We start from the raw sequence: 25,466 nt of genomic DNA on the forward strand, positions 1-25,466 counted from the left end.
GTGTACGGCTCTGCCCGGGAGCGGGGGAGCCGGGGGTCCCGGCCGGCGCCGGCGCGGGATTTCCGGAAGCCGTGCGGCCGAGGCCGTGCGGCGGACGTGCGCGAGGACGGGTCGATCGGATAGCAAGGGCGCATGGCGGTGTTCGTCGCGCTCGGCGCGTTCCTCATGACGCTGGTCGGCGGCTGGACGGCGCGACGCGTCACCGACCGCCGCCACCTCGTACTGGGCCTGGCGGGCGGCCTGATGCTCGGCGTCGTCGGCCTGGACCTGCTGCCCGAGGCGATCGAGGCGGCGGGCGGCAAGGTCTTCGGCGTACCGGCCGCGCTGCTGCTGTTCGTGGCCGGCTTCCTGCTGGCCCATCTGGTGGAACGGCTCCTGGCCGTGCGCCAGGCGGCCCACGGGGCCGTGGGACACGAGGGCCGGACGCCCCAGGTGGGCCTGACGGCCGCCGCCGCGATGGTCGGCCACAGCGCCATGGACGGCGTGGCCATCGGCGCGGCCTTCCAGGTGGGCGGCGGAATGGGGGCCGCCGTGGCGCTCGCCGTGATCGCCCACGACTTCGCGGACGGCTTCAACACGTACACGATCACGACCCTGTACGGGAACGACCGCCGCAAGGCCGTCGTGATGCTGTTCGCCGACGCGGCCGCCCCGGTGGTCGGCGCGGCCTCGACGCTGCTGTTCACCATCCCCGAGCCCCTGCTCGGCGGCTATCTCGGCTTCTTCGGCGGCGCGTTGCTCTACCTCGCCGCCGCCGAGATCCTGCCCGAGGCCCACCACGAGCACCCCGCCCGCTCCACCCTGCTGTGCACGGTCGCGGGGGCGGCCTTCATCTGGCTGGTGGTGGGCATCGCCGAGTGAGGCGCGGGCGCGCGCCCCGCCCGGCGTCACAGCTTCCCGCCCCGCCCGCCGTCGCGGCGGGCGGGCGCGATCAGCGTCGACAGGTACGGCAGCGGGGCGTCGTCCAGCTCCGCCGCGGGCCGGATCGACTCCTCGGGGAGCCCGAGCGCGGCTCCCCACACGGCGTCGTCGAGCCGCCCGGTCTCCCGGAGCGCCGCGGCCACCTCCCGGGCGAGCCGCCCGAACTTGTACGCGACGACCGTGCCCGGGCCGTTCAGCGCGTCCTTCAGGACGCCCGCCCCGGCCGTGACGGGCACGAGCGTGAGCGGTTCGGTGCCCTCCGTCAGCACGGCACCCGACCGGGCGGCGAGGTCCTGCATGGCGGTGATGCCCGGCACCGTCTCGACGACGGTGCCGGGCACCAGGCGCCCGACGGTGTGCGCCAGATAGGTGAACGTGGAGTACACGTTCGGGTCACCGATCGTCGCGAACGCCACCGTGCCCCGGGTGCGCAGCAGTTCGGCCACCCGCTCGCCCGCGGCGTCCCAGGCGGTCTCGCGGCGCCCCCGGTCGGAGCGCTCGTTGAGCGCGAACACGACCCGGACGACCTTCTCCCGGCCCACGTAGTGCAGCACGGTGGCCTCGGCGCGCCCCGGCTCCCCGCCGTCCGTGCCGTCGGGCGCGGCCATCACGGGTACGACGACGACGTCGGCCTCCCGCAGGCGGTTGACCCCCTTGACGGTCACGAGCTCGGGATCCCCGGGCCCGACCCCGACCCCGACCAGCCTGCTGTCGCTCATGACCCGACACACCTCTCCACGAACCGGCGGGCGACACCGGGCGCGGATGCCCAGTGCGTGTGCAGATAGCTCGCGTGCACGCCCCGTTGCACGAAGCCCTCGACCCGGCGCACCGGGGAGCGAACCCCCCAGGCGGGATCGGCTCCCGCGCCGGGCTCGATCACCGTCCGGTGGAACTCGTGGCCGCGCATCCGGGTCCCGGCGACGGCCAGCACGCTGTCGGACACCGCGACGGCGTCCCGGTAGCCGAGCGTGAGCCGCTCGTCCATCCGCGCCTTCGCGTCGAGGACCCCGCACATGGGCCGCCCGTCCAGCTCCCGGGCGAGGTAGAGCAGCCCGGCGCATTCGGCGGCGACGGGAGCCCCGCCCTCCGCGAGCGCGGCCACGGCGGCGCGCAGCGGCTCGTTGGCGGACAGTTCCGGCGCGTACACCTCGGGGAACCCGCCGCCGACGACCAGCCCCCGTGTCCCGTCCGGCAGTCGCTCGTCCCGCAGCGGATCGAAGGTGACGACCTCGGCTCCGGCCGCGGCGAGCAGTTCGGCGTGCTCCGCGTAGGAGAACGTGAAGGCCGGGCCACCGGCCACGGCGACGACGGGCCGCCCCGCGGCGGCCGTGACTCCGGAGGCTCCGCCGACCCCTGCGACCCCGGCGAGGGCCGCCGGCTCCGACGCTGCGCCGGCTCCGGCCGCCCGCCGGGTTCCGGCCGCGGCGACCGGCCCGGGTCCCGCCCGTGTTCCGGCGACGGACCCGGTGACCGACCCGGCTCCGGCTCCGCTCGGCGTGACGGCTCCGGCTCCCGTTGCCGTGACGGCTCCGGCGGGGGACCCGGTGACCGCCCCGGCGACCGCCGCGGCCGCGTCCCAGGCGGCGCCCGGCAGCGATCCGGCGCCGCGTGCCAGCGCGAGCAGCGCCTCCAGGTCGCAGCCCGTCCGCACCTGTTCCGCCATCGCCGCGACGGCCGCGACGGCCTCGGACCGGCGCTCGGCGACGGGCACCAGCCCGAGGTGCCGTGACGGCGTGTCCACCTGGGGGGCCCGCCGCAGGACACCGAGCACCGGCACCCCCGACTGGTCCAGCGCCTCGCGCAGCATCGACTCGTGCCGTTCCGAGCCGACCTTGTTGAGGATCACCCCGCCGACGCGCACCGCGGGGTCCCAGGACGCGAACCCGTGCACGAGCGCGGCCACCGACCGGGACTGCGACGAGGCGTCCACGACCAGCACCACCGGCGCCCGCAGCAGCTTCGCCACCTGGGCCGTCGACGCCAGCTCGCCCTCACCGGCCGCCCCGTCGAACAGACCCATGACGCCCTCGACCACGGCCAGGTCGCAGCCGAGCGCCCCGTGCGCGAACAGCGGCCCGACCAGCTCCGACCCGCACAGGTAGGAGTCGAGGTTCCGGCCCACCCGCCCGGTGGCGAGCGCGTGGTACCCGGGATCGATGTAGTCCGGGCCCACCTTGTGCGGGGAGACGGCGAGACCGCGCCCGGCGAACGCGGCCATCAGCCCCGTGGCGACGGTGGTCTTGCCGCTCCCCGAGGAGGGGGCGGCTACCACCAGCCGGGGGACGGCGGACATCACCACTCGATGCCCCTCTGGCCCTTCTGGCCGGCGTCCATCGGATGCTTGACCTTGGACATGTCGGTCACCAGGTCGGCGAAGTCGACCAGCTTCTCGGGGGCGTTGCGGCCGGTGATCACCACGTGCTGGTTCCCGGGCCGCTCCCGCAGCACGGCCACCACCTCGTCGACGTCCACCCAGCCCCAGTGCAGGGGATAGGCGAACTCGTCGAGCACGTACAGCCGGTACGTCTCGGCGGCGAGGTCGCGCTTGACCTGCTCCCAGCCCTCGCGGGCCTTCTCCTCGTTGGTCGAGTTGTCGCCCTGGAGGCCGCGCTGCACCCACGACCAGCCCTCGCCCATCTTGTGCCAGTCGACGGAGCCGCCCTCGCCGCTGGCGCCCAGCACGCGCAGCGCGTTCTCCTCGCCGACCTTCCACTTCGCCGACTTGACGAACTGGAACACCCCGATCGGCCACCCCTGGTTCCAGGCCCTGAGCGCGAGCCCGAACGCGGCGGTCGACTTGCCCTTTCCGATCCCGGTGTGGACCACCACGAGCGGACGGTTGCGCCGCTGGCGCGTCGTCAGTCCGTCGTCCGGCACGACACTCGGCTGCCCCTGAGGCATTACGCGGCCCTCCTGCCGTCACCCTGAACATCCCTGACCAGTCCGGCGATCGAGTCCGCCCGCAGCTCGTCCAGCGTCACCGCCGTACCGCCGAGTTCACCGGCGAGCCGCCCGGCGAGCCCGAGCCTCACCGGCCCCGACTCGCAGTCGACGACCACCGACGCGATCCGACCGGCCGCGAACAGCCGTGCCGCGCGACCGGCCAGCACGACCGGCTCGGGCCCGCCCGTGGCCCGTCCGTCGGTGACCACCACCACCAGGGCCCGCCGCGCGGGATCGCGCAGCCGCTCCACGCGCAGCACCTCGTGCGCCCTCAGCAGTCCGGCCGCCAGGGGCGTGCGCCCGCCGGTCGGCAGCGACTCCAGCCGGACGGCCGCCGCGTCCACGGACGAGGTCGGCGGCAGCGCCACCTCGGCGGCCGACCCGCGGAAGGTCACGAGCCCCACCTTGTCCCGCCGCTGGTAGGCGTCGAGGAGCAGCGACAGCACGGCCCCCTTCACGGCACTCATCCGCTGCCGCGCGGCCATCGATCCCGAGGCGTCCACCACGAAGAGCACGAGGTTGCCCTCGCGCCCCTCCCGGGTCGCCTGCCGCAGGTCGTCCCGGCGGACGACGAGGCCGGGCCCGGACCGTCCGCGCGCCCGCTGGTGGGGCGCGGCGGCCCGCACGGTGGCGGCCAGATGCAGCTTGGTGAGCGCTCCCCGCGGCCGGCGGGACCCGGTGGTGCGCCCGTGCTCGGTCCGCGCGCGCGAACGCCGTCCGGCGGCGCCCTCGCCCAGACCGGGCACGCTCAGCACCTTGGTGCGGAAGGGCTCGGCAGCCCGGGCCGGGGCGCGCTCGCCCGCTCCCGCGCCGGGCGCCCGCCCGCCCTCGGCGGGTTCTCCCTGCGCCGGCACCTCGCCGGAGTCCTGCCCGCCGTCGCCCTCGCCGCTGTCCGGGCTCTCGCCGCCCTCGGGACCCTCGGGGCCGTCGGCGGGGGGCCGACCGCCGCCGGGCCCGTCCGGATCGGGGTCCGTGTCGTCGTCCGGGGTGTCCGGAGCGTCGGGGGTGTCCTGCCCGCCCGAGCCGTCGCCGAACTCCTCCAGGGTCTCGTCGAGCCTGTCCTCGTCGAGCCCCGGCGCGTCGAAGGGATTGCGTCGCCGCCGGTGCGGCAGCGCGAGCAGCGCGGCCTGCCGCACGTCCTCGGCCAGCACCTCCGTACGCCCGGCCCACGCGGCCAGCGCCGTCGCCGTCCGAGCCATCACGATGTCGGCCCGCATCCCGTCGACCTCGAAGGCCGCGCAGGTCGCCGCGATCTGCCGCAGCGGCCCGTCGCCGAGCCGCACGGACGGCAGCAGCTCCCGCGCCGCCGCGATCCGGGCCCGCACGGCGGACTCCTCGCCCGACCAGCGCGCCGCGAACCCGTCCGGGTCGTCGTCGTACGCCAGCCTCCGGCGCACCACCTCCACCCGCTGGTCGGGCTCCCGGGAGGCCGCGACCTCCACCGTCAGCCCGAACCGGTCGAGCAACTGCGGCCGCAGCTCGCCCTCCTCGGGGTTCATCGTCCCGACGAGCAGGAACCGCGCCGCGTGCCGGACGGACACGCCCTCGCGCTCGACGTAGGAGGCGCCCATGGCCGCCGCGTCCAGCAGCAGGTCGACCAGGTGGTCGTGGAGGAGGTTGACCTCGTCGACGTACAGGATTCCTCGGTGCGCGTCGGCCAGCAGGCCCGGCTCGAAGGCCTTCACGCCCTCCGCGAGGGCCCGTTCGATGTCGAGGGCGCCGACCAGGCGGTCCTCCGAGGCCCCGACGGGCAGTTCGACCATCCGCGCGGGCCGCCGCGTGCCGGTACCGGCCTCGTGCGGGCCGTCCGGGCACGCCGGATCGGGCGCGCCCGGGGCGCACGAGAACCGGCAGCCCGCGACGACGTCCACCTCGGGCACGAGGGCCGAAAGGGCGCGTACGGCCGTGGACTTGGCCGTGCCCTTCTCGCCGCGCACCAGGACGCCGCCCACCGCGGGGGACACGGCGTTCAGGAGCAGCGCGAGGCGCAGGTCGTCCTGGCCGACGACGGCCGTGAACGGAAACGGGGTGGTCACTTGTCCTCGCCCTCCAGATCGCCTTCGAGTTCCAGATAGGTGGCGCGCAGCCGCTCCAGGGTCTGCGGGTCGGGTTCGGCCCACAGTCCGCGCTCCGCGGCCTCCAGGAGCCGTTCCGTGATGCCGCGCAGCGCCCAGGGGTTCGACTTCTTCATGAAGTCCCGGTTCTCCGGGTCGAAGACGTACTCGGCGCCGAGCCTCTCGTACATCCAGTCGTCCACGACCCCGGCCGTCGCGTCGTACCCGAAGAGGTAGTCCACGGTCGCCGCCATCTCGAAGGCGCCCTTGTAGCCGTGGCGCCGCATCGCGGCCATCCAGCGGGGGTTGACCACCCTGGCCCGGAAGACGCGGTGCGTCTCCTCGCCGAGCGTGCGGGTCCTCACCTGGTCGGGCACGGCGGAGTCGCCGACGTACGCCTCGGGGCTCGCGCCCGTCAGGTGCCGCACCATGGCGACCATGCCGCCGTGGTACTGGAAGTAGTCGTCCGCGTCCACGAGGTCGTGCTCGCGGGTGTCGACGTTCTTCGCGGCCACCGCGATGCGCCTGAACGCGGTCTCCATGTCGCCGCGCGCCGCACGTCCGTCCAGCCCGCGCCCGTACGCGTAACCGCCCCACACCGCGTACACCTCGGCGAGGTCGGCGTCCGAACGCCAGTTGCGGGCGTCGATCAGCGGCAGCAGTCCGGCCCCGTACGCGCCGGGCTTCGAACCGAAGATCCGGGCCGTCGCGCGCCGCCGGTCGCCGTGCTCGGCGGTGTCCTCGTCGGCGTGCGCCCGGACGTAGTTGACGTCCGCGGGCTCGTCGAGGTCCGCGACCGTCCGGACCGCGTCGTCGATCAGGGCGACCACGTGGGGGAACGCGTCCCGGAAGAAGCCGGAGATCCGGACCGTGACGTCGATGCGGGGACGGCCCAGCTCCGCCGGGTCCACGACCTCGAAGCCGGTCACCCGGCGCGAGGCGTCGTCCCACACCGGGCGGCAGCCGAGCAGCGCCAGGATCTCCGCGATGTCGTCGCCCTGGGTACGCATCGCCGAGGTGCCCCATACCGTCAGCCCGACGGACTTCGGGTACTCCCCGGTGTCCTGGAGGTACCGCTGCACGAGCGAGTCCGCCAGCGACTGGCCGACCTCCCAACTCAGCCTGGACGGGATCGCCTTGGGGTCGACCGAGTAGAAGTTCCGCCCGGTCGGCAGCACATTGACGAGTCCGCGGGTCGGCGAGCCCGACGGTCCCGCCGGAACGTAGCCGCCGTCCAGGGCGTGCAGGATGTGGTCGATCTCGTCCGTCGTCCGGGCGAGGCGCGGCACCACCTCGCGGCAGGCGAACTCCAGCACCGCGACCGCGTCCGGGAGTTCGGCGCCCATGACCTCGCGCACCAGCGCGGGGACGGCGGCGGTGTCCCAGGCCCGCTCCTCCAGCCCCTCCGCGAGCCGGCGGCACAGCTTCTCCAGCAGGTCGATCGCGTCGGAGCCCGTCCGGGCCGGGCCGTCCACCAGGGCGGTCAGCTCGGCCGGGACCTTCACCGGGGCGCCGGGCGCGCCCAGCAACTCCTTCTCGACCAGGCCGACATGCTCGGCCAGGCAGGCCCGCAGGCCCGGCAGCGCGTTCGCCGTGCCGCCCCACACCTGGGACGCCCTCAGCACGGCCAGCACCAGGTTGACGCGCGGCTCGGCCTCCGGGCCGCCGCCCAGGACGTGCAGACCGTCGCGGATCTGCACGTCCTTGATCTCGCACAGGTAGCCGTCGATGTGCATGACGAACTCGTCGAAGGCCTCGTCGTCCGGCTGGTCGTCCACGTGCAGGTCGTGGTGGAGCTCGGCCGCCTTGACGAGGGTCCAGATCTGGGCCCGCACCGCCGGCGCCTTCGTCGGGTCGAGGTCGGACACGAGCGCGTACTCGTCGAGGAGCTGCTCCAGCTTCGCGAGGTCGCCGTAGGTGTCCGCGCGGGCCATCGGCGGCACCAGGTGGTCGACGACCGTGGCGTGGCCCCGCCGCTTGGCCTGGGTGCCCTCGCCCGGGTCGTTGACGATGAACGGGTAGACCAGCGGGAGTTCGCCGAGGACCGCGTCCGGCGCGCAGCCGCCGCTGAGCCCGAGCCCCTTGCCCGGCAGCCACTCCATCGTGCCGTGCTTGCCCATGTGCACGACCGCGTCGGCACCGAAGCCGCCCTCGGACTCCGGGGCCTCCAGCCAGCGGTAGGCGGCCATGTAGTGGTGCGACGGCGGCATGTCCGGGTCGTGGTAGATGGCGATCGGGTTCTCGCCGAAGCCGCGCGGCGGCTGGATCATCACGACGACGTTCCCGAACCGCAGGGAGGCCAGCACGATGTCGTCGCCGTCCACGTACAGCGAGCCCGGCGGCTCGCCCCAGGCCTCCAGCATCCCGTCGCGCAGCCCGGGGTCGAGCCGGTCGAACCACGTCCGGTAGTCGGCGAGCGGCACCCGCGCGGGCGCGGCGGCGAGCTGCTCCTCCGTGAGCCACTCCACGTCGTGGCCGCCGGCGTCGATCAGCCGGTGGATCAGCTCGTCGCCGTTGTCGGGGTGCCCCTCGACGGCGTACCCGGCGTCCCGCAGCGCGTCCAGCACGCGGATCGCCGAGGCCGGCGTGTCGAGTCCGACCGCGTTCCCGACCCGCGAGTGCTTGGTCGGATAGGCGGTGAAGACGAGCGCGAGCCTCTTGTCCGCGTTGGGCCGGTGCCTCAACCGGGCGTGCCGTACGGCGATTCCGGCGACCCGCGCGGCCCGCTCGGGGTCGGCGACGTACACCGGGACGTCGTCGGGCCCCTGCTCCTTGAAGGAGAACGGCACCGTGACGAGCCGCCCGTCGAACTCCGGGATCGCGACCTGCATCGCGGCGTCCATCGGCGAGAGCGCGGCGTCCGAGGCCTCCCAGGCGGCCTGCGAGGAGGTGAGGCAGAGTCCCTGGAGGACAGGGATGTCCAGCTCGGCGAGCGCGCCCACGTCCCACGCGTCCTCGGCACCGCCCGCGGACGCCTCGGAGGCGTGCGCGCCGCCCGCCGCGAGGACGGTGGCGACCAGCGCGTCGGCCGTGCCGAGGAGTTCGTACACGCCCGGGTCGGCGCCGCGCAGCGAACCGCAGTACACCGGCAGGGCGTTGCAGCCCCGCGCCTCGATCGCCTCGCACAGGGTGTCCACGAAGGCCGTGTTGCCCGAGAGCTCGTGCGCCCGGTAGAAGAGCACGCCCACGGTCGGGCGGCCCGCCACGTGCGCCGGGACGCCGTGCACCCCGAACTCCGGCATCCCCCGCGGGGCCTCGAAGCCCTCACCCGTGAGCAGCACGGTGTCGGAGAGGAACCTGGCGAGTTCGGTCAGGTTCTCCGGTCCGCCCTCCACGAGGTACCGCAGCGCCTCCGCCACGACACCCGCGGGTACCGACGACTCGGCCATCAGCTCCGCGTCCGGTACGGACTCCCCGCCGAGCAGCACCGTGGGCACGCCCGACGCGCGGAGCGCGGCGAGTCCGTCCTCCCAGGCGCGCTTCCCGCCGAGGAGCCGTACGACGGCGACGTCGGCGCCGTCGAGGAGCGCGGGCAGCTCCGCGGCGGGGTCCACCCGGGTCGGATTCCCGATCCGGTACCCGGCGCCGGAGGCGCGGGCCGCCAGCAGGTCCGTGTCGGCGGTCGACAACAACAGCACTGTGCTCATGCGGGCGCTCCCGGTGGAATGAAGGGCAGTCCTTGCGGAGCGCCCGACTCGATGAGCCGCCACAGCGCGTCCGTGTCCGCGTGTTCCTCGATCAGATCGCCGAGGAGGTCCAGCTGCTCCTCGCGCAGCGCCTCGAACGACGTGCCGGCGGCGGGTACGAAGCGGCGGCCCGCGGCGGCCGCCACCTCGCGGAGGAAGGCGCGCCGGAAGCCGTCGGACTCCAGCGAGCCGTGCCAGTGGGTGCCCCAGACGGCGCCGACGCGGCAGCCGTCCAGGAAGGCCTCGCCGCCGGTGACCTCGGCGACGCCGTGATGGATCTCGTATCCCGCGACGGTCTCGCCGAGGGCCTCCCCGACGGGCCGGGCGAGCGTCTTCTCGCGCGCGAACCGCACCCGCACGGGCAGCAGTCCGAGCCCGTCCACGTGTCCCGCGCGCGACTCGACGTCGTCCTCGATGTGCTCGCCGAGCACCTGGAAGCCGCCGCAGATGCCCAGAACGGGCCTTCCCCCGGCGGCCCTTCGGGCCAGCGCGTCCGCGAGGCCGCGCTCCCGCAGCCACTGGAGGGCCCGGACCGTCCCGCGGGTGCCGGGCACCACGACGAGGTCCGCGTCCACCAGTTCCTCGGCGCGGTCCACGAACCGCACCACCACGCCCGGTTCGGCCGCCAGCGCGTCCACGTCCGTGAAGTTGGACATCAGCGGGAGCGCGCAGACGGCGACCCTGAGGATGTCCTCGCCGACGGGCGCCGAGACGGCCGACTCGCGGACGGAGCCCCGCAGCGAGACCCGCAGCCCGTCCTCCTCGTCGATGCCGAGGCCGTGCCGGAACGGCAGCACACCGTACGTGGCCCGCCCGGTGAGCTTCCGCAGCATGTCGATGCCCGGCGTCAGCAGGGACTCGTCCCCGCGGAACTTGTTGACCAGGAACCCGGCGACGAGTTCCTGGTCGGCGGCGTCGAGCAGCGCCACGGTCCCGAAGAAGGAGGCGAAGACGCCCCCGCGGTCGATGTCCCCGACGACGAGCACGGGCAGTCGCGCGTTGCGCGCGATCCCCATGTTCACGATGTCGGTCCGCCGCAGATTGATCTCGGCGGGACTGCCCGCCCCCTCACATATCACCGCGTCATACGTGCCCCGCAACTCGGCCAGGCAGTCCAGCACGGTCCCGAGCAGTGCCGCCTGGCGCCCCCCGTGGTAGCCGCGGGCGGTCATCTCGCCCACCGGCTTCCCCATCAGGACGACCTGGCTGCTGCGGTCGCTGCCCGGCTTGAGCAGCACGGGGTTCATCAGCGCGGTCGGCTCGACGCGCGCGGCCTGCGCCTGCATGGCCTGCGCGCGACCGATCTCCGCGCCCTCCCGGGTGACGAACGAGTTGAGCGACATGTTCTGCGCCTTGAACGGCGCGACCTTCACACCCCGACGCACCAGCCACCGGCAGATCCCGGCGGTCACCACACTCTTGCCCGCGTCGGACGTGGTGCCGGCGACGAGCAGCCCCCCGCTCATGACGTACGTCCCTTCGTGAGGAGCCGCGCGGCCACGCTCGCGCCGAGTGCCAGCAGGCCCACCCGTCGCGAGAGCCGTACGGCCCGTTCGATGTCCCCGATCCCGACGGCCCGCCCGGAGCCGTTGAGCACGGGCCGGTGCTCGACCCTGCCCGCGTACGAGAGCGTCCCGCCGAGCCGTACTCCGAGCGCGCCCGCGAACGAGGCCTCCACGGGCCCGGCGTTGGGGCTCGGATGACGTGCGGCGTCGGCGCGCCAGGCGCGCACCGCGCCGCGCGGGTCGTCCCCCGCCACGGCGGCGAGCACGGCGGTCAGTCGGGCGCCCGGCCAGCCCACGACGTCGTCGAGCCGGGCCGAGGCCCACCCGAACCGCCGGTGGCGGGCCGACTTGTGACCCACCATCGCGTCCAGGGTGTTCACGGCCCGGAACCCGACCAGGCCCGGCACTCCGGCGGCGGCGCCCCACACGAGCGCGCCCACGACGGCGTCGGAGGTGTTCTCGGCGACGGACTCGACCACCGCGCGCGCGATCCCGTCGGCGTCCAGCGCCTGCGGGTCGCGCCCGCACAGGTGCGGCAGCCGTTCGCGGGCCGCCCCGACGTCCCCGGCCGCGAGGGCCGCGCCGACGGCCCGGGCCTCGCGGCCCAGTGTCGTACCGCCCACGACGGCCCAGGTGGTGGCGGCGGTCAGGGCGAAGGACGCGGCGGGCCTGCCGCGCACGGCACGGTCCGCGAGCACGGCGAGGGCGACGGCACCGCCGGCGCACACGGCGGTGTGCAGGGCGCCCCGGCCCCGGTCGTCCCGCCACAGTGTCCGCTCCACGGCTTCCGCGGCACGCCCGAACGCGGCGACCGGGTGTCCCCGGCGGGGATCGCCGAGCACGTGGTCACCGAGGAGGCCTGCGGCGGCGCCGTACGCGTAGACGCGATCGGCACGCACGGGTTCAACCGACCGTCAGGTCGGACACATCCGTCGTTCGAAAGGCATTTGGGCAGCCGCGCATGGCGATATGTCCTCACTCAGGGTGTCCGCGCCCTGGTTCGACGAGACCGACGGCGAGAGTTCCTGGCTCCCGGGGGATGGACTCCCCGGTAACAGTGGCGGGACCGCGCCGGATTCGCACCGGCTTCCTCTTCTGCCGTCGTACTTGGCTCCGGCAGTCCACCACGCTCCGAGAACACCCGTCAACTTGCTGTTGACCTGCGGCGGGAGAGTGTGCCGAGGCCCACACGGACACGACGGCGCCCCGCCGACCCTCAGGGTCGGCGGGGCGCCGTCGGACGAAACGAGGTGCGCGGGTGTCAGGCGACGATCAGATAGATCCCGTACGCCACAGCCGCCGCGCAGGCCGCGAAGCAGGCGTAGGCGCCGGTGGCCGCGAGGGTCGCGGAACCGCCCTGCGCGGACGCCGACTCCCGCTTGGAGAGGCCGACGATGCCGAGGGTGAAGAGGCCCACGAGGGCGACGGTGACGATGAGGCTGACTCCGAACACGGAGCCGAGGGCTGCCCAGTCGATCTTCATGCTGTGGGTTCCTTACACCGTGGCCGGACGGGCGGGCTCGGCGTCCGGGCCCGGGATGGTGGTCTTGAGGTCGTCGGCCGCGGCGAGCGGGCCCGCCGGCGGCGGGGCCACCGAGGCCATCGCGGTGGTCACGACACCCGCGGGTTCGGCGGTGGCGCCGTCCACGTCGTTCACGTTGTCGAAGGTGACGGGCTGGCGGCGGGACAGGATCCAGATCACGGCGGAGCCGGCGATCAGCAGCGCGCCGGTGAGGACGATGCCCCAGGTGCCCTGCTTGGTGAGGAACTCGGCACCCGCGCCGACCAGGCCGGCGGCCGGCAGCGTGAGGCCCCAGGCGACGAACATCCGGGTCGCGGTCGACCAGCGGACGACGCCGCCCTTGCGGCCGAGGCCCGAGCCCATGACGGCGCCGGAGCAGGACTGGGTGGTGGAGAGGGAGAAGCCGAGGTGCGAGGAGGCCAGGATGACCGTCGCGGCGCTCGTCTGGGCGGCGAAGCCCTGCGGCGGCGCGAGGTCGGTGAGGCCCTTGCCCATGGTCCGGATGATGCGCCAGCCGCCGAGGTAGGTGCCCAGGGCGATGGCGAAGCCGGCCGAGACGATGACCCACAGCGGGGGGTTCGAACCGGGTGCGATGACGCCGCCGGTCACCAGGGCCAGGGTGATGATGCCCATGGTCTTCTGCGCGTCGTTCGTGCCGTGGGCCAGCGAGACCAGGCCGGCGGAGGTGATCTGGCCGGCGCGGTAGCCCTTGGCGGTGGCCTTGACGTCGACCCGGTTGCTCAGCCTGTAGGTCAGGCGGGTGGCGAGCATCGCGGCGAGTCCGGCCACCAGGGGCGCGGCGACCGCGGGGATCAGGATTTTGGTGATCACGGTCGAACCGTTCACCGACGACCAGCCCGCCGACATCACCGCGGCGCCGATCAGGCCGCCGAACAGTGCGTGGGAGGAGCTGGACGGCAGACCCAGGAGCCAGGTCAGCAGATTCCACAGAATGGCGCCCACCAGCGCCGCGAAGATCACTTCGGTGCGAATGCCCTCTTCGTTGATCAGACCGCCGGAGATCGTCTTGGCGACCTCCACGGAGAGGAACGCACCGACGAGGTTCAGCACGGCGGACATGGCCACCGCCGTCTTGGGCTTCAGAGCGCCGGTCGAGATGGTGGTCGCCATCGCGTTGGCAGTGTCGTGGAAACCGTTCGTGAAATCGAACACGAGAGCGGTAACGATCACGATTCCGAGGAGGAGCGTGATGTGTTCCATTTACCCAGGCTTCTGTTGGACGTCAGTGGCATGGGGAACGTAGGCAACCTGGGTGAACGGAAGGTGAACTGGGGCGGACTGTGGGGTGTCCCGAATGGAGTATTGCCCTTCCGCTTGTGTCGGAGGGGCGACCGGGATCGTCGAACACAGCCGGAATCAGGGGGTCCACTACCCCCTCGCGAACTTTCTGAGCGCGCTCATGGACCCGTTGAAGAGATTCTGGTCACCCGGCAGGTCGCCGCCGTTGTCGTACTGCCAGATCGTCCAGAAGTCCCAGCCCGCCGGCAGCGGTCCCGCCGAGGGGCCGTAGCGGGCCAGCCACAGCGGATGGTCCGCGCCGAAGGCGGCGCTGTCGCCCGTGCACGTCTTCCACCAGTGGTACGTCGTGTAGATCACCGGGCGGCGGCCGGTCCGCCGCCGCACCTCGTCGCTGAACGCGCGGATCCAATCCACCATGGCGGTCCGGTCCAGCCCGTAGCACTTCTTCCTGCCGTACGGGTTGTACTCGATGTCCAGCGCCGGCGGGAGCGTCCAGCCGTCCGCGCTCCAGTCGCCGCCGTTGCGCACGAAGTGGGCCGCCTGGGCCCTGCCCGAGGACAGGTGCGGCACCGCGAAGTGGTACGCCCCGCGGACGATGCCCTCCTCGCGCGCTCCGTCGTACTGCCGGTCGAAGTAGGGATTCCGGTACCTCGTGGCCTCGGTCGCCTTCACGTACACGAACCGGGCGCCCCGGCTCCTCGCCTCCGGCCAGTCGACGTTGCGCTGGTGCGAGGAGACGTCGTGCCCCCGGGGCTGCTCCGCGGCCGTGACGGGGACCTCGGCGAGCGCCGTCGCGCCGAACGCCAGCGCCGCCACGGAAGCCGTGAGGAGTCGGGAGCGGCGGCGGAACCGTCGCTGGTCACGGGCCATGTTTCCCCCGGTATGGCATCGGACAGGAAAAATCTCCCAGAGAGTACTGGAAGATCACCGTGGATCAGGTGGATGTCGGTCATGCGTGTCGGAGCGGCGTTCCCTGCCCGAATGTCCCTGTTCGGACAGGCGGATTCCGGCCTGTCGCCGACTCGGCGGGCCCGCGGAACCGTCCGGCCGCTGCTGGCAGGATCACGGCATGGCTGAGCAGCGACGGCAGACGGGGACCGCGCAGGGCACGGGCGGTGCGGAGTGCGCGGGCAGCGCGGAGGGCACGGACAGCGCGCAGGGCACGGGCGGTGCGGAGTGCGCGGGCAGCGCGGAGGGCACGGACAGCGCGCAGGGCACGGGCGGTGCGGAGGGCGCGCGGGGCGAGGGCGACCGGGGCGGGCGGGGTGGCGACGGGCCGGACGGACAGGGCGCCGTGGGGCGGTGGGCCTCGGGGGAGCCCGGCGGGCTGCCGGCCCCCGAGGAGCTGGAGCGCGCGTGGGGCGAACTCGTGGCCACCGCCCGCCGGACGGTGGCCGACGGGCTGGTCGTCGGCACCTCGGGCAACGTGTCCGTCCGGGTCGGCGACACCGTCCTGGTCACGCCCACCGGGGTCCCCTACGACCGGCTGGCGCCCGCCGACGCCTGCGGGGTCGATCTCGACGGCAGGCAGGTGCTCGGTTCGCTCGTGCCGACCAGCGAACTGCCCATGCACCTCGCCGTCTACCGCGCCACCGGCGCGCGAGCCGTCGTGCACACGCACGCCGTGCACACCACGGCCGTCTCGACCCTCGTCACCGAACTGCCGCTGATCCACTACATGGCCGCCGCGCTGGGCGGCCCCGTCAGAGTGGCCCCCTACGCCACGTACGGCACGGAGGAGTTGGCCGAGAACATGCTGTCGGCCCTGCGCGACCGCACGGCCTGCCTCCTCCAGAACCACGGCACCCTCGCCCACGGCTCCACCCTCGACCAGGCCTACGACCGCACGGCCCAGCTGGAGTGGATGTGCCGCGTCTGGCTGACCGCGTCGGCGCTCCCCGGACGCACCCCCACCCTGCTGACCGAGGAGCAGGTCGCGGAGGTCGGCCGGCGACTCCGGGGCTACGGCCAACCATGACCCCGAGAACGCCCCACCCCCCCGCCTACGCGGGAGCCCGCAGGCAGGCCGCCTCCGCAGGCAGGCCGACCCGCCGGGCCGCCGACCCCGCAGCCGGAGCAGCCGGTTGCCGCTCCCGCAGGCCGACTCGCCCCGTTCCCGACCCCGCAGGCAGGCTGACGCGTCGGGCCTCCGCCCGCCTGGCCGCCCACCCCGCGGATCGACTCGCCCGTTGCCGACCCCGCAGGGAGGGAGGCAGGCCGCCTCCGCCCGCCGGCCGATCCGCAGCCCTCCGCTCCCGCAGGCCGACCCGCCGGGGCCCACCCCGCGGGTCGACTCGCCCGTTCCCGACCCCGCAGGGAGGCAGGCAGGCCGCCTCCGCCCGCCGACCGATCCGCAGCCCTCCGCTCCCGCAGGCCGACCCGCCGGGCCGCCGACCCCGCCACCGTCGCCCGCCCGCCCGCCACGGCCCCGCCGCCGTCGCCCACGTCACCGGTCCGGGCCCGGGGCCCCGAGAGGCCATGGGCCCCGCCCGTCGACGGCGGGGCCCGGCGCGGCGCGAGGTCACACCCCTGCCGCGTTCCGCTGGCCGACCGCGGATTCCCTCCGGAGACTGGATTCGTGCGCACCCCGAATCCGACAGCCGCAGCCGTCACCGCCGCCATAGCGGGCGCCGCCACCGTCGCGGCCACCGTGGCGGCGGGCCGCATCGCCAGCGACGCCGCCCTCAAGGCACCACCGGGCAGGCCGCTGCCCACCGAGCCGTCCCTCACCGTGCACGCCACGGAACCGGGCCGGGTCACCCTGACCCGCGCCCTGGCGTCCCGCCGCCCCGGCGTGTACGGACTGAGCGGCGACGGCAGCCACGCGGTCGTCGGCCGGGTCGTGAGCGCCGGCGAGCAGAGCGCCGACACGGTCGTACGCCACCTGGAACGCGTCACCCACGGCACGCTGGACCCCGGCGACAAGGTCTGGCTGACGCCCGGACTGCACATCGGCGACCCCGGCTCCGCCCTCGGCCTCGACCACGCCGACGTGGACGTCCCGGGCGAACTCGGCGCGCTGCCCGCCTGGTTCGTCCCCGCCGCCCGCGACACCTGGGTGATCACCGTGCACGGTCTCGGCGGCACCCGCGAACACCCCATGAACGTCATGGAGTTCCTGCACCGCCGGCAGTTCCCCGTCCTCGACCTCGCCTACCGCGGGGACCTCGGCGCGCCCCGCCCGCCGGACGGCCTCAGCCACCTCGGCGAGACGGAGTGGCGCGACCTGGACGCCGCCATCCGCTACGCCGTGCGCTACGGCGCCGAACGAGTCGTCCTGCACGGCTGGTCCACCGGCGCCACCATGGCGCTGCGCGCCGCCGAGCGCTCCGCGCTGCGCGACCGGATCTCGGGGCTCGTCCTGGACTCGCCCGTCCTCGACTGGGAGACCACGCTGCGCGCCCTCGCCACCGCCCGCCGTACCCCGGGCGTACTGCTGCCGCTCGCCGTACGCGCCGCCCAGGGGCGTACCGGCCTGGTGCAGGGCTCCGGTGACGGGCGGGCCGTCGACGCCGACGCGGACCGCCTCACCGTGCCCGTCCTCCTCGTGCACGGCCCCGGCGACACGGTCGCCCCCTGGGGCCCCTCGCAACGCCTCGCCCGCCGTCGCCCCGACCTCGTCACGCTGCACACCGTCGACGACGCACCGCACGGCGCCATGTGGAACGCGGACCCCGCGGCCTATGAGGAGGCACTCCGCCGCTTCCTCACCCCCCTGATGTGACCCCCCTCGATCCCGGTCGCCGATCTTCCCTCCGACCCCCTGTGAACTGGCCTTTCACACCATTTGAGGGCCCGCGGTACCCGGCGCTCCGGCCCTCTCCGTAGCCGCCCGTGACATTCCGTTTGGGTTTTCGGACCGTCAACCGGAAGACTGCCCCCGTGACGTCCCGTATCCCGCGCGACTCCAGGCTCCGACTCGTCCGCCCGCGAACCCTGGCCGCCGCCCCCACAGCGATGAACCAGAGGCCAGTGCGCCGACCTGCACCCCGTCCGCCCGAAGGCACACCGGCACCCGCGGAACTCGCCCGCGTGGCGCGCTCCGTGCTCGCCGGCGCGGCCCGTGTCGCCCGCTGGGCCGACGCCGCCCTCAGCCCCGGCCGGGACGACGACGCCTCCTCCGACGGCACGCCCGGGGCCACGGGCACGCTCTCCGACGCGACCGCCCGACGGGCCGCCGCGGACCTCGGCCTGCCCGCGGCGCACGTGAGGGCCGACTGGGACACGGCACGTCTCGCGGGCCTCGTCGAGGTGCACGGCAACACCGCGCGCCCGGGTTGGCGGCTGCGCGCGTGGGACCGTGACGACAGCGCCGTGCTGCGCGGCTGGGTCGCGCTGTTCGACGCGTGGTCCCTCGCCCACCCCGGCCCCGAGGGGCACGAGCCCGCCGCCGTCGCCGAGGTCGTCTCCGCGATGCCGCAGGTCCTCTCCTTCCTCCAGCTCTCGGCCGGGCCCGTCCCCGTGCCGCAACTCCTCGACCTGCTGGAGCAGCGGGTCACGGAACTGCGCACCGAACGCTGCGAGATCCCCTACGGCCCGCAGCCCGAGCCTCCGGAGAGCCCGGCCGAGGACACCCCGCCGGCCCCGCTCCTCGACTGGGCGCTGCACGCCCTCGCCGCCGTGGGAGCGCTCACCTGCGCCGACGGCCAGGCCACGCTCACCCCCCTCGGAAGCTGGGCCGTCTGGGTCAAGCTGGAGCAGATCTGCGTCGCCGCCCAGAGCCCCGCCGGGAACATCGAGCAGGGCGCCGAGGACATGCTCCGCGGCTGTGCCCGGCTGCGGCCCAACGCGGCCCGCGCCGAGTACCGGGCCTGGCTCGCCGCCCGGCCCGTCGGGAGCGCCGTCACCGAACTCCTCGCAGCCGCCCGGGGCGACGACGCGCTGCTGCGCGGACTCGCCTTCGAGGCCCTGCGTGTCGTCGGTGCCCCCGCCGAGCCCGACGTCCGCGCCGTGGCCGACGAGACGCATCTGCGCCCGTACGCCCTGCTCTGGCTCGCCGAGCACGACGGCTACGACCCCGAGGACGCCCACGAGGTGCTCACCAGGGTCGAGGCCACCTGGCTCTGGGTGGACACCGCCGCGGCCGTGGCGGACCACGGCGAGGCCCCGCTCCTCGTGCGGCACCTGGAGTCCGCCGTGCAGCCGACCGTCCCCGCGCTGCTCGACGAGGTGCGCGCGGTCGGCCACCCGCGCACCGTGCAGGTGCTGGTCGCCCTCGCCGCCGCCCACCCGGACCCGGCGCTCGCCAAGGCCGTCCGCCGGGCCGCCTTCCAGGTGCACACCGGCGGCAGCTGAGCGCGCACGGGCCGCGTCCCGGGCGGGAGGGGCTCAGGCTCTCGTCTCGGGGGCGTACGTCCCGAAGCTCCAGATGTTGCCCCCGACGTCACGGGCCATGTAGTCCCGCGAGCCGTAGTCCTGGTCCGTCGGGGGCATCAGGATCTCCGCCCCGTGGTCGACGGCCCGCTGATGGTGGGCGTCGATGTCGTCCACGACGACATACACACCGGTGTGCCCGGAGTCCTTCATCGCCTCGTCGAACCGGCCGCCGGTGCCCCGCGAGCCGAGCATCACCGCGCCGTTGCCCTGCACCAGTTCGGCGTGCAGCACCTTGCCGTCCTCCCCCTCGTACACCGACGCCTCGGTGAAGCCGAAGGCCTCCGTCAGCTGCTTGATCGCGGCCTTCGCGTCCGCGTACAGCAGCGTCGGGTAGATGCTCGGGCGCCCGCCGTCCGTGCCTGCCATGCCGATCACTCCCTCTGATTGCCCGCCGGGAACGTCCCGAATGTGACCTGTTCCACAGTCTCGCACCCGCCACTGACAACGCCCCGGCCCCGCGGCGCCCCCATCACCGGAACGTGTCGTACCGGGCCATGCCACCGGTGCGGTGGCCCCGCTCGAACCACTGCCGCCGCCGCGCCGCCGAACCGTGCGACCAGGACTCCGGCCGTCCCCCGGCCCTGGAAGTGCTCCCGGATCCGGTCGTCCCGGACGACCGCCGCCGCGTCCGGGGAACTGTCCAGCTCGGCGGCGTCGTCGAACTGCGTCCGCGCACCACTCCCTGCGCATCACTCCCTGCGCAGGTCGTCCCCCTGGCGCGGTCCTCGCCCGCCGCCGGCGGGTGCGCGGCGCCGGACGCCGGTCCGAGCGGCGGGCCGTCCGGCGGCATCCGCCGTGACCTGGGCCGACCCGCGCGGCAGGGGAGGGGGAGGGGCCCCGCGCCGGCGATCCGCGGACGGGCGGGGCCCGCCGGTCGCCGCGCCGCGCACCGGCCCGGCTGGCCCGCACCGGCAGCCCGCCGGGCAACGAGCGTCACAGCCCCGAACCCCCGCGCACAGGAAAAGTGGTTGCATCGCCCCGTTAGACTTGGCCCATGGCCATACTCCTCGCGCATTAGACGGCGTGAACGACCTCAGCCGCCCACCCCGTCATCGCCCCGCGAGCCGTCGTTTCCGCTCGGACCGGGGCCGCCCCCATCGCCCAGGAGTCCGTCCGTGATTTCCGCCTCCGGTATCGAGCTGCGCGCCGGCGCCCGTGTCCTCATCGAGTCCGCCACCTTCCGCATCACCAAGGGCGACCGCATCGGCCTGGTCGGCCGCAACGGTGCCGGCAAGACCACGCTGACCAAGGTCCTCGCGGGCGAGGGCGTGCCCGCCGCCGGCACGGTGACCCGCTCCGGAGAGGTCGGCTACCTGCCGCAGGACCCGCGCACGGGCGACCTCGACATGCTCGCCCGCGACCGCGTCCTGTCGGCCCGCGGACTGGACGTGCTGATCCGCAAGATGCGCGAGAACGAACAGCGCATCGCCAACGGCTCGGGCGCCACCCGCGAGAAGGCCATGCGGCAGTACGAGCGCCAGGAGACCGAGTTCCTCACCAAGGGCGGGTACTCCGCGGAGGCCGAGGCAGCCACGATCGCGGCCGCGCTCAACCTCCCGGACCGTGTGCTCGGCCAGCCCCTGCACACCCTCTCCGGTGGTCAGCGCCGCCGTATCGAGCTGGCCCGCATCCTCTTCTCGGACGCGGACACCCTGCTCCTCGACGAGCCCACCAACCACCTGGACGCCGACTCGATCGTCTGGCTGCGCGACTACCTGAAGACCTACCGCGGCGGCTTCATCGTGATCTCCCACGACGTCGACCTCGTGGAGACGGTCGTCAACAAGGTGTTCTACCTGGACGCCAACCGGGCCCAGATCGACGTCTACAACATGGGCTGGAAGCTGTACCAGCAGCAGCGCGAGGCCGACGAGAAGCGCCGCAAGCGCGAGCGGCAGAACGCCGAGAAGAAGGCCGCGGCCCTGCACTCGCAGGCCGACAAGATGCGCGCCAAGGCCACCAAGACGGTCGCCGCCCAGAACATGGCCAAGCGCGCGGACAAGCTCCTCGCCGGTCTGGAGGCCGAGCGGAGGTCCGACAAGGTCGCCAAGCTGCGCTTCCCCGACCCGTCGCCCTGCGGCAAGACCCCGCTGATGGCCGAGGGCCTGTCCAAGTCGTACGGCTCGCTGGAGATCTTCACCGATGTCGACCTCGCCATCGACAAGGGCTCCCGGGTCGTCATCCTCGGTCTGAACGGTGCCGGCAAGACGACGCTGCTCCGTCTGCTCGGCGGCGCCGAGAAGCCCGACACCGGCGAGGTCGTCGAGGGCCACGGACTCAAGCTCGGCTACTACGCCCAGGAGCACGAGACCCTCGACCCCGAGCGCACGGTCCTGGAGAACATGCGCTCGGCCGCGCCCGACCTGGACCTCGTCGAGGTCCGCAAGACCCTCGGCTCGTTCCTGTTCTCCGGCGACGACGTCGACAAGCCCGCCCGGGTGCTCTCCGGCGGCGAGAAGACCCGACTCGCGCTCGCCACCCTCGTGGTGTCGTCCGCGAACGTCCTCCTCCTCGACGAGCCGACGAACAACCTCGACCCCGCCAGCCGCGAGGAGATCCTCGGCGCCCTGCGCACGTACAAGGGTGCCGTCGTCCTCGTGACGCACGACGAGGGCGCCGTGGAGGCGCTCCAGCCGGAGCGGATCATCCTGCTTCCCGACGGCGTCGAGGACCTCTGGGGCGCCGACTACGCGGACCTGGTGGCCCTCGCCTGAGCCGCCGCCCGCACCGGGCGGCGGTCCGCGGCACTTGATCCAATGACTGATCCACTGCGTATGGATCATTCGGCCGATCCGTGATCCACCATCTGTGTGAGATCTCCTCGTACCGAGGTGTGTCCTACACCGATTTTCCGGGCGAGTCCCTGGTTCCCGGGGGCTCGCCCGTCGTGCGTCGCTGACCTGGACCTTCGCCGGCGAACCCGTTCGGGCGTACGGACGGGCACGTACGGAATCTTGGATTCCACTCGTGGTGACGGGACACCGGGGCCCAAAGCTTGTCCTACGGACCTTGCCGAATGGGTGGCCAGGTGGCTCTTGAGGGGTGATCATGGGAAGTCCAGAGCGCACTTCCCATGAGGAGGCACGGGTGGCCGAGACTCTGAAGAAGGGCAGCCGGGTGACCGGCGCCGCGCGCGACAAGCTCGCGGCAGACCTGAAGAAGAAGTACGACTCCGGTGCGAGCATTCGGGCACTGGCCGAGGAGACCGGCCGCTCGTATGGCTTCGTGCACCGGATGCTCAGTGAGTCGGGCGTCACGCTCCGTGGGCGTGGCGGGGCGACGCGGGGCAAGAAGGCCGCGTCGGCCTGACGCCGGGCGGCTCCTCGTTCTCCGATGGTGACCACCCGGTCGGTCGACAGACCGCTCGGGTGGTTACTGTGCAGTCACTTAAGGATGTGCTCCCAGGGCACTCCCGCTGACCGCACTCATCGGAGGCTCCCCATGGCTTCGCTCGACCCGCTGCTCGACAAGGACGGCGTACGGCTCGTCGTGGACGAGGCGATCGCCACGGTGACGCTGACCAACCCGGCCAAGCGCAACGCGCAGAGCCCCGCTCTGTGGCGCGCACTGGCCGAGGCGGGCAAGGCGCTGCCGGGGACCGTACGTGTCGTCGTGCTGCGCGCCGAAGGCAAGTCCTTCTCCGCGGGGCTCGACCGGCAGGCGTTCACGCCGGAGGGGTTCGACGGAGAGCCGTCGTTCATCGATCTCGCGCGCGGTTCCGACGCCGAACTCGACGCGGCCATCGCCGAGTACCAGGAGGGTTTCACCTGGTGGCGGCGGAGCGACATCGTCTCGATCGCGGCCGTGCAGGGACACGCCATCGGTGCCGGCTTCCAGCTCGCGCTCGCGTGCGACCTGAGGGTCGTCGCGGACGACGTGCAGTTCGCCATGCGCGAGACCGGACTGGGCCTCGTGCCCGACCTCACCGGTACCCACCCCCTGGTGGGACTCGTGGGGTACGCCCGCGCGCTGGAGATCTGCGCGACGGGGCGGTTCGTGGCGGCCGAGGAGGCCGAGCGGACCGGGCTCGCGAACCTCGCCGTGCCCGCCGACCAGCTCGACGACGCCGTCCGTGACCTGGCGGCGGCCCTCGTCGGAGCCCCGCGGGACGCCCTCATCGAGACCAAGACCCTGCTCCAGGGCGCCGTCGACCGTACCTACGAGGACCAGCGGGTCGCCGAGCGGGCCGCGCAGGGACGACGGCTGCGGGACCTCGCCGGCCTCGGCGACTGAGCACCGCGCGAGCCGCCCGCCCACGGTCGCGTCGCGCACCGGCACGGCGCGTCCGTGCGGGTCCCGCGCGACCGTGCCGCGGCCCCGCACCCGGGTCCCGACCCGGCGGCGCGTGCCCCCGGGCCCCGTCACCCGTGGCGGCCCCGGCGCACCGCGGCCGGCCCGGGGCACCGGCTCCAGCAGCCCGTGGCTCCCGCAACCCCGCCTTCGGGATCAGCGGCTCACCGCGGTGACCAGCACGGCCACGGACGGGTGACCCGTGAGCGCGCCGGCGACCGCGCCGCGTACCGCCCGGGCCACGTCCACGGCGCGTTCGTCCGCGTGCGCCTCGATCTCGACGCGTACGTGACGGCGTGCCAGGGCCGTGTCGCCCGGCCGCTCCTCGATGTGCACCGTTCGGCCCAGACCGCCCGACGTGCCGCCCAGCCGGACCACGCCCGGCACGGAGCGCGCGGCGGCCGCGGCGCGCGACTCGTCGTCCGAGGGCGCCGTGCCCCGCGCCGACGGCCGCTCCTGAGCGGGGCCCACGCGCGGGCCCTCGCCCGCGGGCTCCCCGGCGGACCCCGCGCGAGGCTCGTCCGGACGCCACCCGTCCGGACGGGTGGCGGACCCCGCCCCGCGCTCGCCGGCCCAGGCAGCCCCGGCAGTCCCGGAGGCATCGGCGGTCGAGGCGGTCGCGGCCTCCCCGGCGGGGGCGGTGGCCGCGGCGGACCCGTCGGTCCGGTCCAGGAGTCCGGTCACCCGCAGGTCCACCTCCGCCACGACCAGGCCGAGCCGGCGCGCCGACGCGGCGTGGAGCGCGGCGCGCAGCCGGGACGCCGTCGTGGGGAGGGGCTCCGTGCCCGGAGCCGCGGGGTCGGCGGAGACCGCGAACTCCGCGGTGATCCGCAGCGGCCCCGGCGGCAGGGCGCTCGGCGGCGGCGGTACGGCCGCGTCGTGCGGCACGGGCGGGTCGGCGAGCGCCAGCCGCAGCCGCCCGAGCCGTACGCCCGGTACCTCGAGGGCCGCCGCGCGCAGGACCGCGTCCGCCGCCCGTTCCGTGATCCACGCTCCGTCGCGCGGGCCGCCGAGGGGCAGCAGTCGGCCGAGGCCGAGCTGGTGCCGTACGGCCTGGGTCCACCGGTCCGCCGTCATTCCTCCACCCTGCCGTATCCCCAGCGCGCGTCCGGGCAACCCCGCTTAATGTGGCAAAGAGGCAACCGAAAGGGATGCACGGCCATGAGCGATTCGACTCAGCGGCAGCGCCCGGAGACCCCCGAGGGCGAGCAGCCGGACCCCCAGCAGTTCAGGAAGAGCGTGACCAGGCGCGGCGGCGGTGATCCGGCGAGCCGCGGGCGCACCACCATCTCCGACGGCGTCGTCGAGAAGATCGCCGGGCTCGCGGCCCGGGACGTACCCGGCGTGCACGCGATGGGCAGCGGCATCTCGCGGACCTTCGGCGCGATGCGCGACCGGGTGCCCGGCACGGCCTCCAAGTCCGTCACCCGCGGGGTGAAGGCCGAGGTCGGCGAGGTGCAGACCGCGCTCGACCTGGAGATCGTCGTCAACTACGGCGTCTCGATCTCGGACGTCGCCCGGGGCGTCCGGGAGAACGTCGTCGCAGCCGTCGAACGCATGACGGGCCTGGAGGTCGTCGAGGTCAACATCGTGGTCAGCGACGTCAAGCTGCCCGACGAGGAGGACGAGGAACCGGAGAGCCGGCTCCAGTGACCCCGCCCCGGTGACCCCGTCCGTGTCGCGGCCGGGCCGTGTTCCGAGCCCCCCGCCGCTCCGCACCCCGGCGGCCCGCACCCCGGCTCGGCCGCGAAACCCGGCCCGCGGTCCGGCCCGGCACCCGATCCGCCGTCCGGCCCGCCCCCGCACCCCCGGCGGCACGCGCCGTACCGCGTCGTTCCGGACCACGCGGGTAGATGCCGTACGGGGGAGATCCCCCGTACGCGACACACCGCACCGCGCGCCGCCC

Annotated in this window: 20 protein-coding genes, 1 pseudogene and 1 riboswitch; of the genes and pseudogenes, 8 read left to right on the forward strand and 13 right to left on the reverse strand. The window is 74.3% G+C overall.

The window, feature by feature from the left end:
* The first annotated feature begins 132 nt into the window (after window positions 1–132).
* Window positions 133–861, forward strand: coding sequence for a ZIP family metal transporter (locus IE265_RS23760; protein ID WP_190037683.1), 729 nt, complete (start codon window positions 133–135; stop codon window positions 859–861).
* A 26-nt stretch (window positions 862–887) separates the two neighbouring features.
* On the opposite strand, the gene cobI is transcribed toward IE265_RS23760, so the two are convergent.
* The 10 genes from cobI to IE265_RS23810 all read right to left on the reverse strand — a co-directional run bounded on the left by cobI (window position 888) and on the right by IE265_RS23810 (window position 14,764).
* The gene (gene cobI / locus IE265_RS23765) at window positions 888–1,640 is read right to left on the reverse strand and encodes a precorrin-2 C(20)-methyltransferase (protein ID WP_190037684.1); all 753 of its coding nucleotides are present in this window, start codon (window positions 1,638–1,640) and stop codon (window positions 888–890) included.
* Window positions 1,637–3,217 (reverse strand): cobyrinic acid a,c-diamide synthase CobB, encoded by a 1,581-nt coding sequence (locus IE265_RS23770; protein WP_190037685.1) that lies wholly within the window; start codon window positions 3,215–3,217, stop codon window positions 1,637–1,639. The genes cobI and IE265_RS23770 overlap by 4 nt, the downstream gene beginning before the upstream one ends.
* Complete coding sequence (gene cobO, locus IE265_RS23775; RefSeq protein WP_190037686.1) at window positions 3,217–3,825, reverse strand: cob(I)yrinic acid a,c-diamide adenosyltransferase; 609 nt, start codon at window positions 3,823–3,825, stop codon at window positions 3,217–3,219. Before cobO ends, IE265_RS23770 begins: the two co-directional genes overlap by 1 nt.
* Window positions 3,825–5,903 (reverse strand): putative cobaltochelatase, encoded by a 2,079-nt coding sequence (locus IE265_RS23780; protein ID WP_190037687.1) that lies wholly within the window; start codon window positions 5,901–5,903, stop codon window positions 3,825–3,827. The genes cobO and IE265_RS23780 overlap by 1 nt, the downstream gene beginning before the upstream one ends.
* Window positions 5,900–9,568: a cobaltochelatase subunit CobN gene (gene cobN / locus IE265_RS23785; protein WP_190037688.1), complete on the reverse strand. Its 3,669-nt coding sequence runs from the start codon at window positions 9,566–9,568 to the stop codon at window positions 5,900–5,902. Before cobN ends, IE265_RS23780 begins: the two co-directional genes overlap by 4 nt.
* A complete protein-coding gene (locus IE265_RS23790) occupies window positions 9,565–11,073 on the reverse strand; it encodes a cobyric acid synthase (RefSeq protein ID WP_190037689.1) in 1,509 nt (502 codons plus the stop codon). Before IE265_RS23790 ends, cobN begins: the two co-directional genes overlap by 4 nt.
* On the reverse strand, window positions 11,070–12,011 hold the full coding sequence (locus tag IE265_RS23795; protein ID WP_190037690.1) for a cobalamin biosynthesis protein: 942 nt from the start codon (window positions 12,009–12,011) through the stop codon (window positions 11,070–11,072). The genes IE265_RS23790 and IE265_RS23795 overlap by 4 nt, the downstream gene beginning before the upstream one ends.
* 98 nt (window positions 12,012–12,109) lie before the next feature.
* A riboswitch (cobalamin riboswitch) is annotated at window positions 12,110–12,253 on the reverse strand.
* Between the two features lie 120 nt (window positions 12,254–12,373).
* Entirely contained in the window at window positions 12,374–12,595 is a 222-nt protein-coding gene (locus IE265_RS23800; protein WP_190037691.1) for a hypothetical protein, read from the reverse strand.
* A 12-nt stretch (window positions 12,596–12,607) separates the two neighbouring features.
* Complete coding sequence (locus IE265_RS23805; protein WP_190037692.1) at window positions 12,608–13,855, reverse strand: inorganic phosphate transporter; 1,248 nt, start codon at window positions 13,853–13,855, stop codon at window positions 12,608–12,610.
* Window positions 13,856–14,023: 168 nt separating this feature from the next.
* Complete coding sequence (locus tag IE265_RS23810) at window positions 14,024–14,764, reverse strand: lysozyme (protein ID WP_190037693.1); 741 nt, start codon at window positions 14,762–14,764, stop codon at window positions 14,024–14,026.
* A gap of 424 nt (window positions 14,765–15,188) precedes the next feature.
* Here IE265_RS23810 and IE265_RS23815 point away from each other — a divergent pair, with 424 nt between their 5' ends.
* The 3 genes from IE265_RS23815 to IE265_RS23825 all read left to right on the forward strand — a co-directional run bounded on the left by IE265_RS23815 (window position 15,189) and on the right by IE265_RS23825 (window position 19,189).
* Complete coding sequence (locus IE265_RS23815; RefSeq protein ID WP_190037758.1) at window positions 15,189–15,872, forward strand: class II aldolase/adducin family protein; 684 nt, start codon at window positions 15,189–15,191, stop codon at window positions 15,870–15,872.
* 600 nt (window positions 15,873–16,472) lie between these two features.
* On the forward strand, window positions 16,473–17,618 hold the full coding sequence (locus tag IE265_RS23820) for an alpha/beta hydrolase (RefSeq protein WP_190037694.1): 1,146 nt from the start codon (window positions 16,473–16,475) through the stop codon (window positions 17,616–17,618).
* A gap of 233 nt (window positions 17,619–17,851) precedes the next feature.
* Window positions 17,852–19,189 (forward strand): hypothetical protein, encoded by a 1,338-nt coding sequence (locus IE265_RS23825; RefSeq protein ID WP_229916443.1) that lies wholly within the window; start codon window positions 17,852–17,854, stop codon window positions 19,187–19,189.
* A gap of 33 nt (window positions 19,190–19,222) precedes the next feature.
* Here IE265_RS23825 and IE265_RS23830 read toward each other — a convergent pair whose 3' ends face one another.
* Window positions 19,223–19,636 (reverse strand): VOC family protein, encoded by a 414-nt coding sequence (locus tag IE265_RS23830; RefSeq protein WP_190037696.1) that lies wholly within the window; start codon window positions 19,634–19,636, stop codon window positions 19,223–19,225.
* Between the two features lie 103 nt (window positions 19,637–19,739).
* Window positions 19,740–19,902 (reverse strand): annotated as a pseudogene (locus IE265_RS39500) (neutral zinc metallopeptidase); the annotation flags it as partial.
* A gap of 483 nt (window positions 19,903–20,385) precedes the next feature.
* Between IE265_RS39500 and IE265_RS23835 the strand changes: the two are divergent.
* The 3 genes from IE265_RS23835 to IE265_RS23845 all read left to right on the forward strand — a co-directional run bounded on the left by IE265_RS23835 (window position 20,386) and on the right by IE265_RS23845 (window position 23,503).
* Window positions 20,386–21,984 (forward strand): ABC-F family ATP-binding cassette domain-containing protein, encoded by a 1,599-nt coding sequence (locus IE265_RS23835; protein ID WP_190037697.1) that lies wholly within the window; start codon window positions 20,386–20,388, stop codon window positions 21,982–21,984.
* Window positions 21,985–22,357: 373 nt separating this feature from the next.
* Window positions 22,358–22,579, forward strand: coding sequence for a helix-turn-helix domain-containing protein (locus IE265_RS23840; protein WP_006123601.1), 222 nt, complete (start codon window positions 22,358–22,360; stop codon window positions 22,577–22,579).
* A 132-nt stretch (window positions 22,580–22,711) separates the two neighbouring features.
* Window positions 22,712–23,503, forward strand: coding sequence for an enoyl-CoA hydratase/isomerase family protein (locus IE265_RS23845; RefSeq protein WP_190037698.1), 792 nt, complete (start codon window positions 22,712–22,714; stop codon window positions 23,501–23,503).
* 213 nt (window positions 23,504–23,716) lie between these two features.
* On the opposite strand, the gene IE265_RS23850 is transcribed toward IE265_RS23845, so the two are convergent.
* The gene (locus IE265_RS23850) at window positions 23,717–24,637 is read right to left on the reverse strand and encodes a nucleopolyhedrovirus P10 family protein (RefSeq protein ID WP_190037699.1); all 921 of its coding nucleotides are present in this window, start codon (window positions 24,635–24,637) and stop codon (window positions 23,717–23,719) included.
* An 84-nt stretch (window positions 24,638–24,721) separates the two neighbouring features.
* Between IE265_RS23850 and IE265_RS23855 the strand changes: the two genes are divergently transcribed.
* Entirely contained in the window at window positions 24,722–25,213 is a 492-nt protein-coding gene (locus tag IE265_RS23855) for an Asp23/Gls24 family envelope stress response protein (protein ID WP_190037700.1), read from the forward strand.
* The last annotated feature ends 253 nt before the right edge of the window (window positions 25,214–25,466 follow it).

The sequence above is a fragment of the Streptomyces fructofermentans genome, from assembly GCF_014651055.1.
Lineage (GTDB): Bacteria > Actinomycetota > Actinomycetes > Streptomycetales > Streptomycetaceae > Streptomyces > Streptomyces fructofermentans.

Coding starts and splice junctions, on each gene's coding strand:
- IE265_RS23800 (WP_190037691.1), bottom strand. CDS start 12,595: ATGAAGATCGACTGGGCAGCCCTCGGCTCCGTGTTCGGAGTCAGCCTC.
- cobO (WP_190037686.1), bottom strand. CDS start 3,825: ATGCCTCAGGGGCAGCCGAGTGTCGTGCCGGACGACGGACTGACGACG.
- IE265_RS23830 (WP_190037696.1), bottom strand. CDS start 19,636: ATGGCAGGCACGGACGGCGGGCGCCCGAGCATCTACCCGACGCTGCTG.
- IE265_RS23770 (WP_190037685.1), bottom strand. CDS start 3,217: ATGTCCGCCGTCCCCCGGCTGGTGGTAGCCGCCCCCTCCTCGGGGAGC.
- IE265_RS23760 (WP_190037683.1), top strand. CDS start 133: ATGGCGGTGTTCGTCGCGCTCGGCGCGTTCCTCATGACGCTGGTCGGC.
- cobI (WP_190037684.1), bottom strand. CDS start 1,640: ATGAGCGACAGCAGGCTGGTCGGGGTCGGGGTCGGGCCCGGGGATCCC.
- IE265_RS23790 (WP_190037689.1), bottom strand. CDS start 11,073: ATGAGCGGGGGGCTGCTCGTCGCCGGCACCACGTCCGACGCGGGCAAG.
- IE265_RS23845 (WP_190037698.1), top strand. CDS start 22,712: ATGGCTTCGCTCGACCCGCTGCTCGACAAGGACGGCGTACGGCTCGTC.
- IE265_RS23805 (WP_190037692.1), bottom strand. CDS start 13,855: ATGGAACACATCACGCTCCTCCTCGGAATCGTGATCGTTACCGCTCTC.
- IE265_RS23855 (WP_190037700.1), top strand. CDS start 24,722: ATGAGCGATTCGACTCAGCGGCAGCGCCCGGAGACCCCCGAGGGCGAG.
- cobN (WP_190037688.1), bottom strand. CDS start 9,568: ATGAGCACAGTGCTGTTGTTGTCGACCGCCGACACGGACCTGCTGGCG.
- IE265_RS23825 (WP_229916443.1), top strand. CDS start 17,852: ATGAACCAGAGGCCAGTGCGCCGACCTGCACCCCGTCCGCCCGAAGGC.
- IE265_RS23850 (WP_190037699.1), bottom strand. CDS start 24,637: ATGACGGCGGACCGGTGGACCCAGGCCGTACGGCACCAGCTCGGCCTC.
- IE265_RS23810 (WP_190037693.1), bottom strand. CDS start 14,764: ATGGCCCGTGACCAGCGACGGTTCCGCCGCCGCTCCCGACTCCTCACG.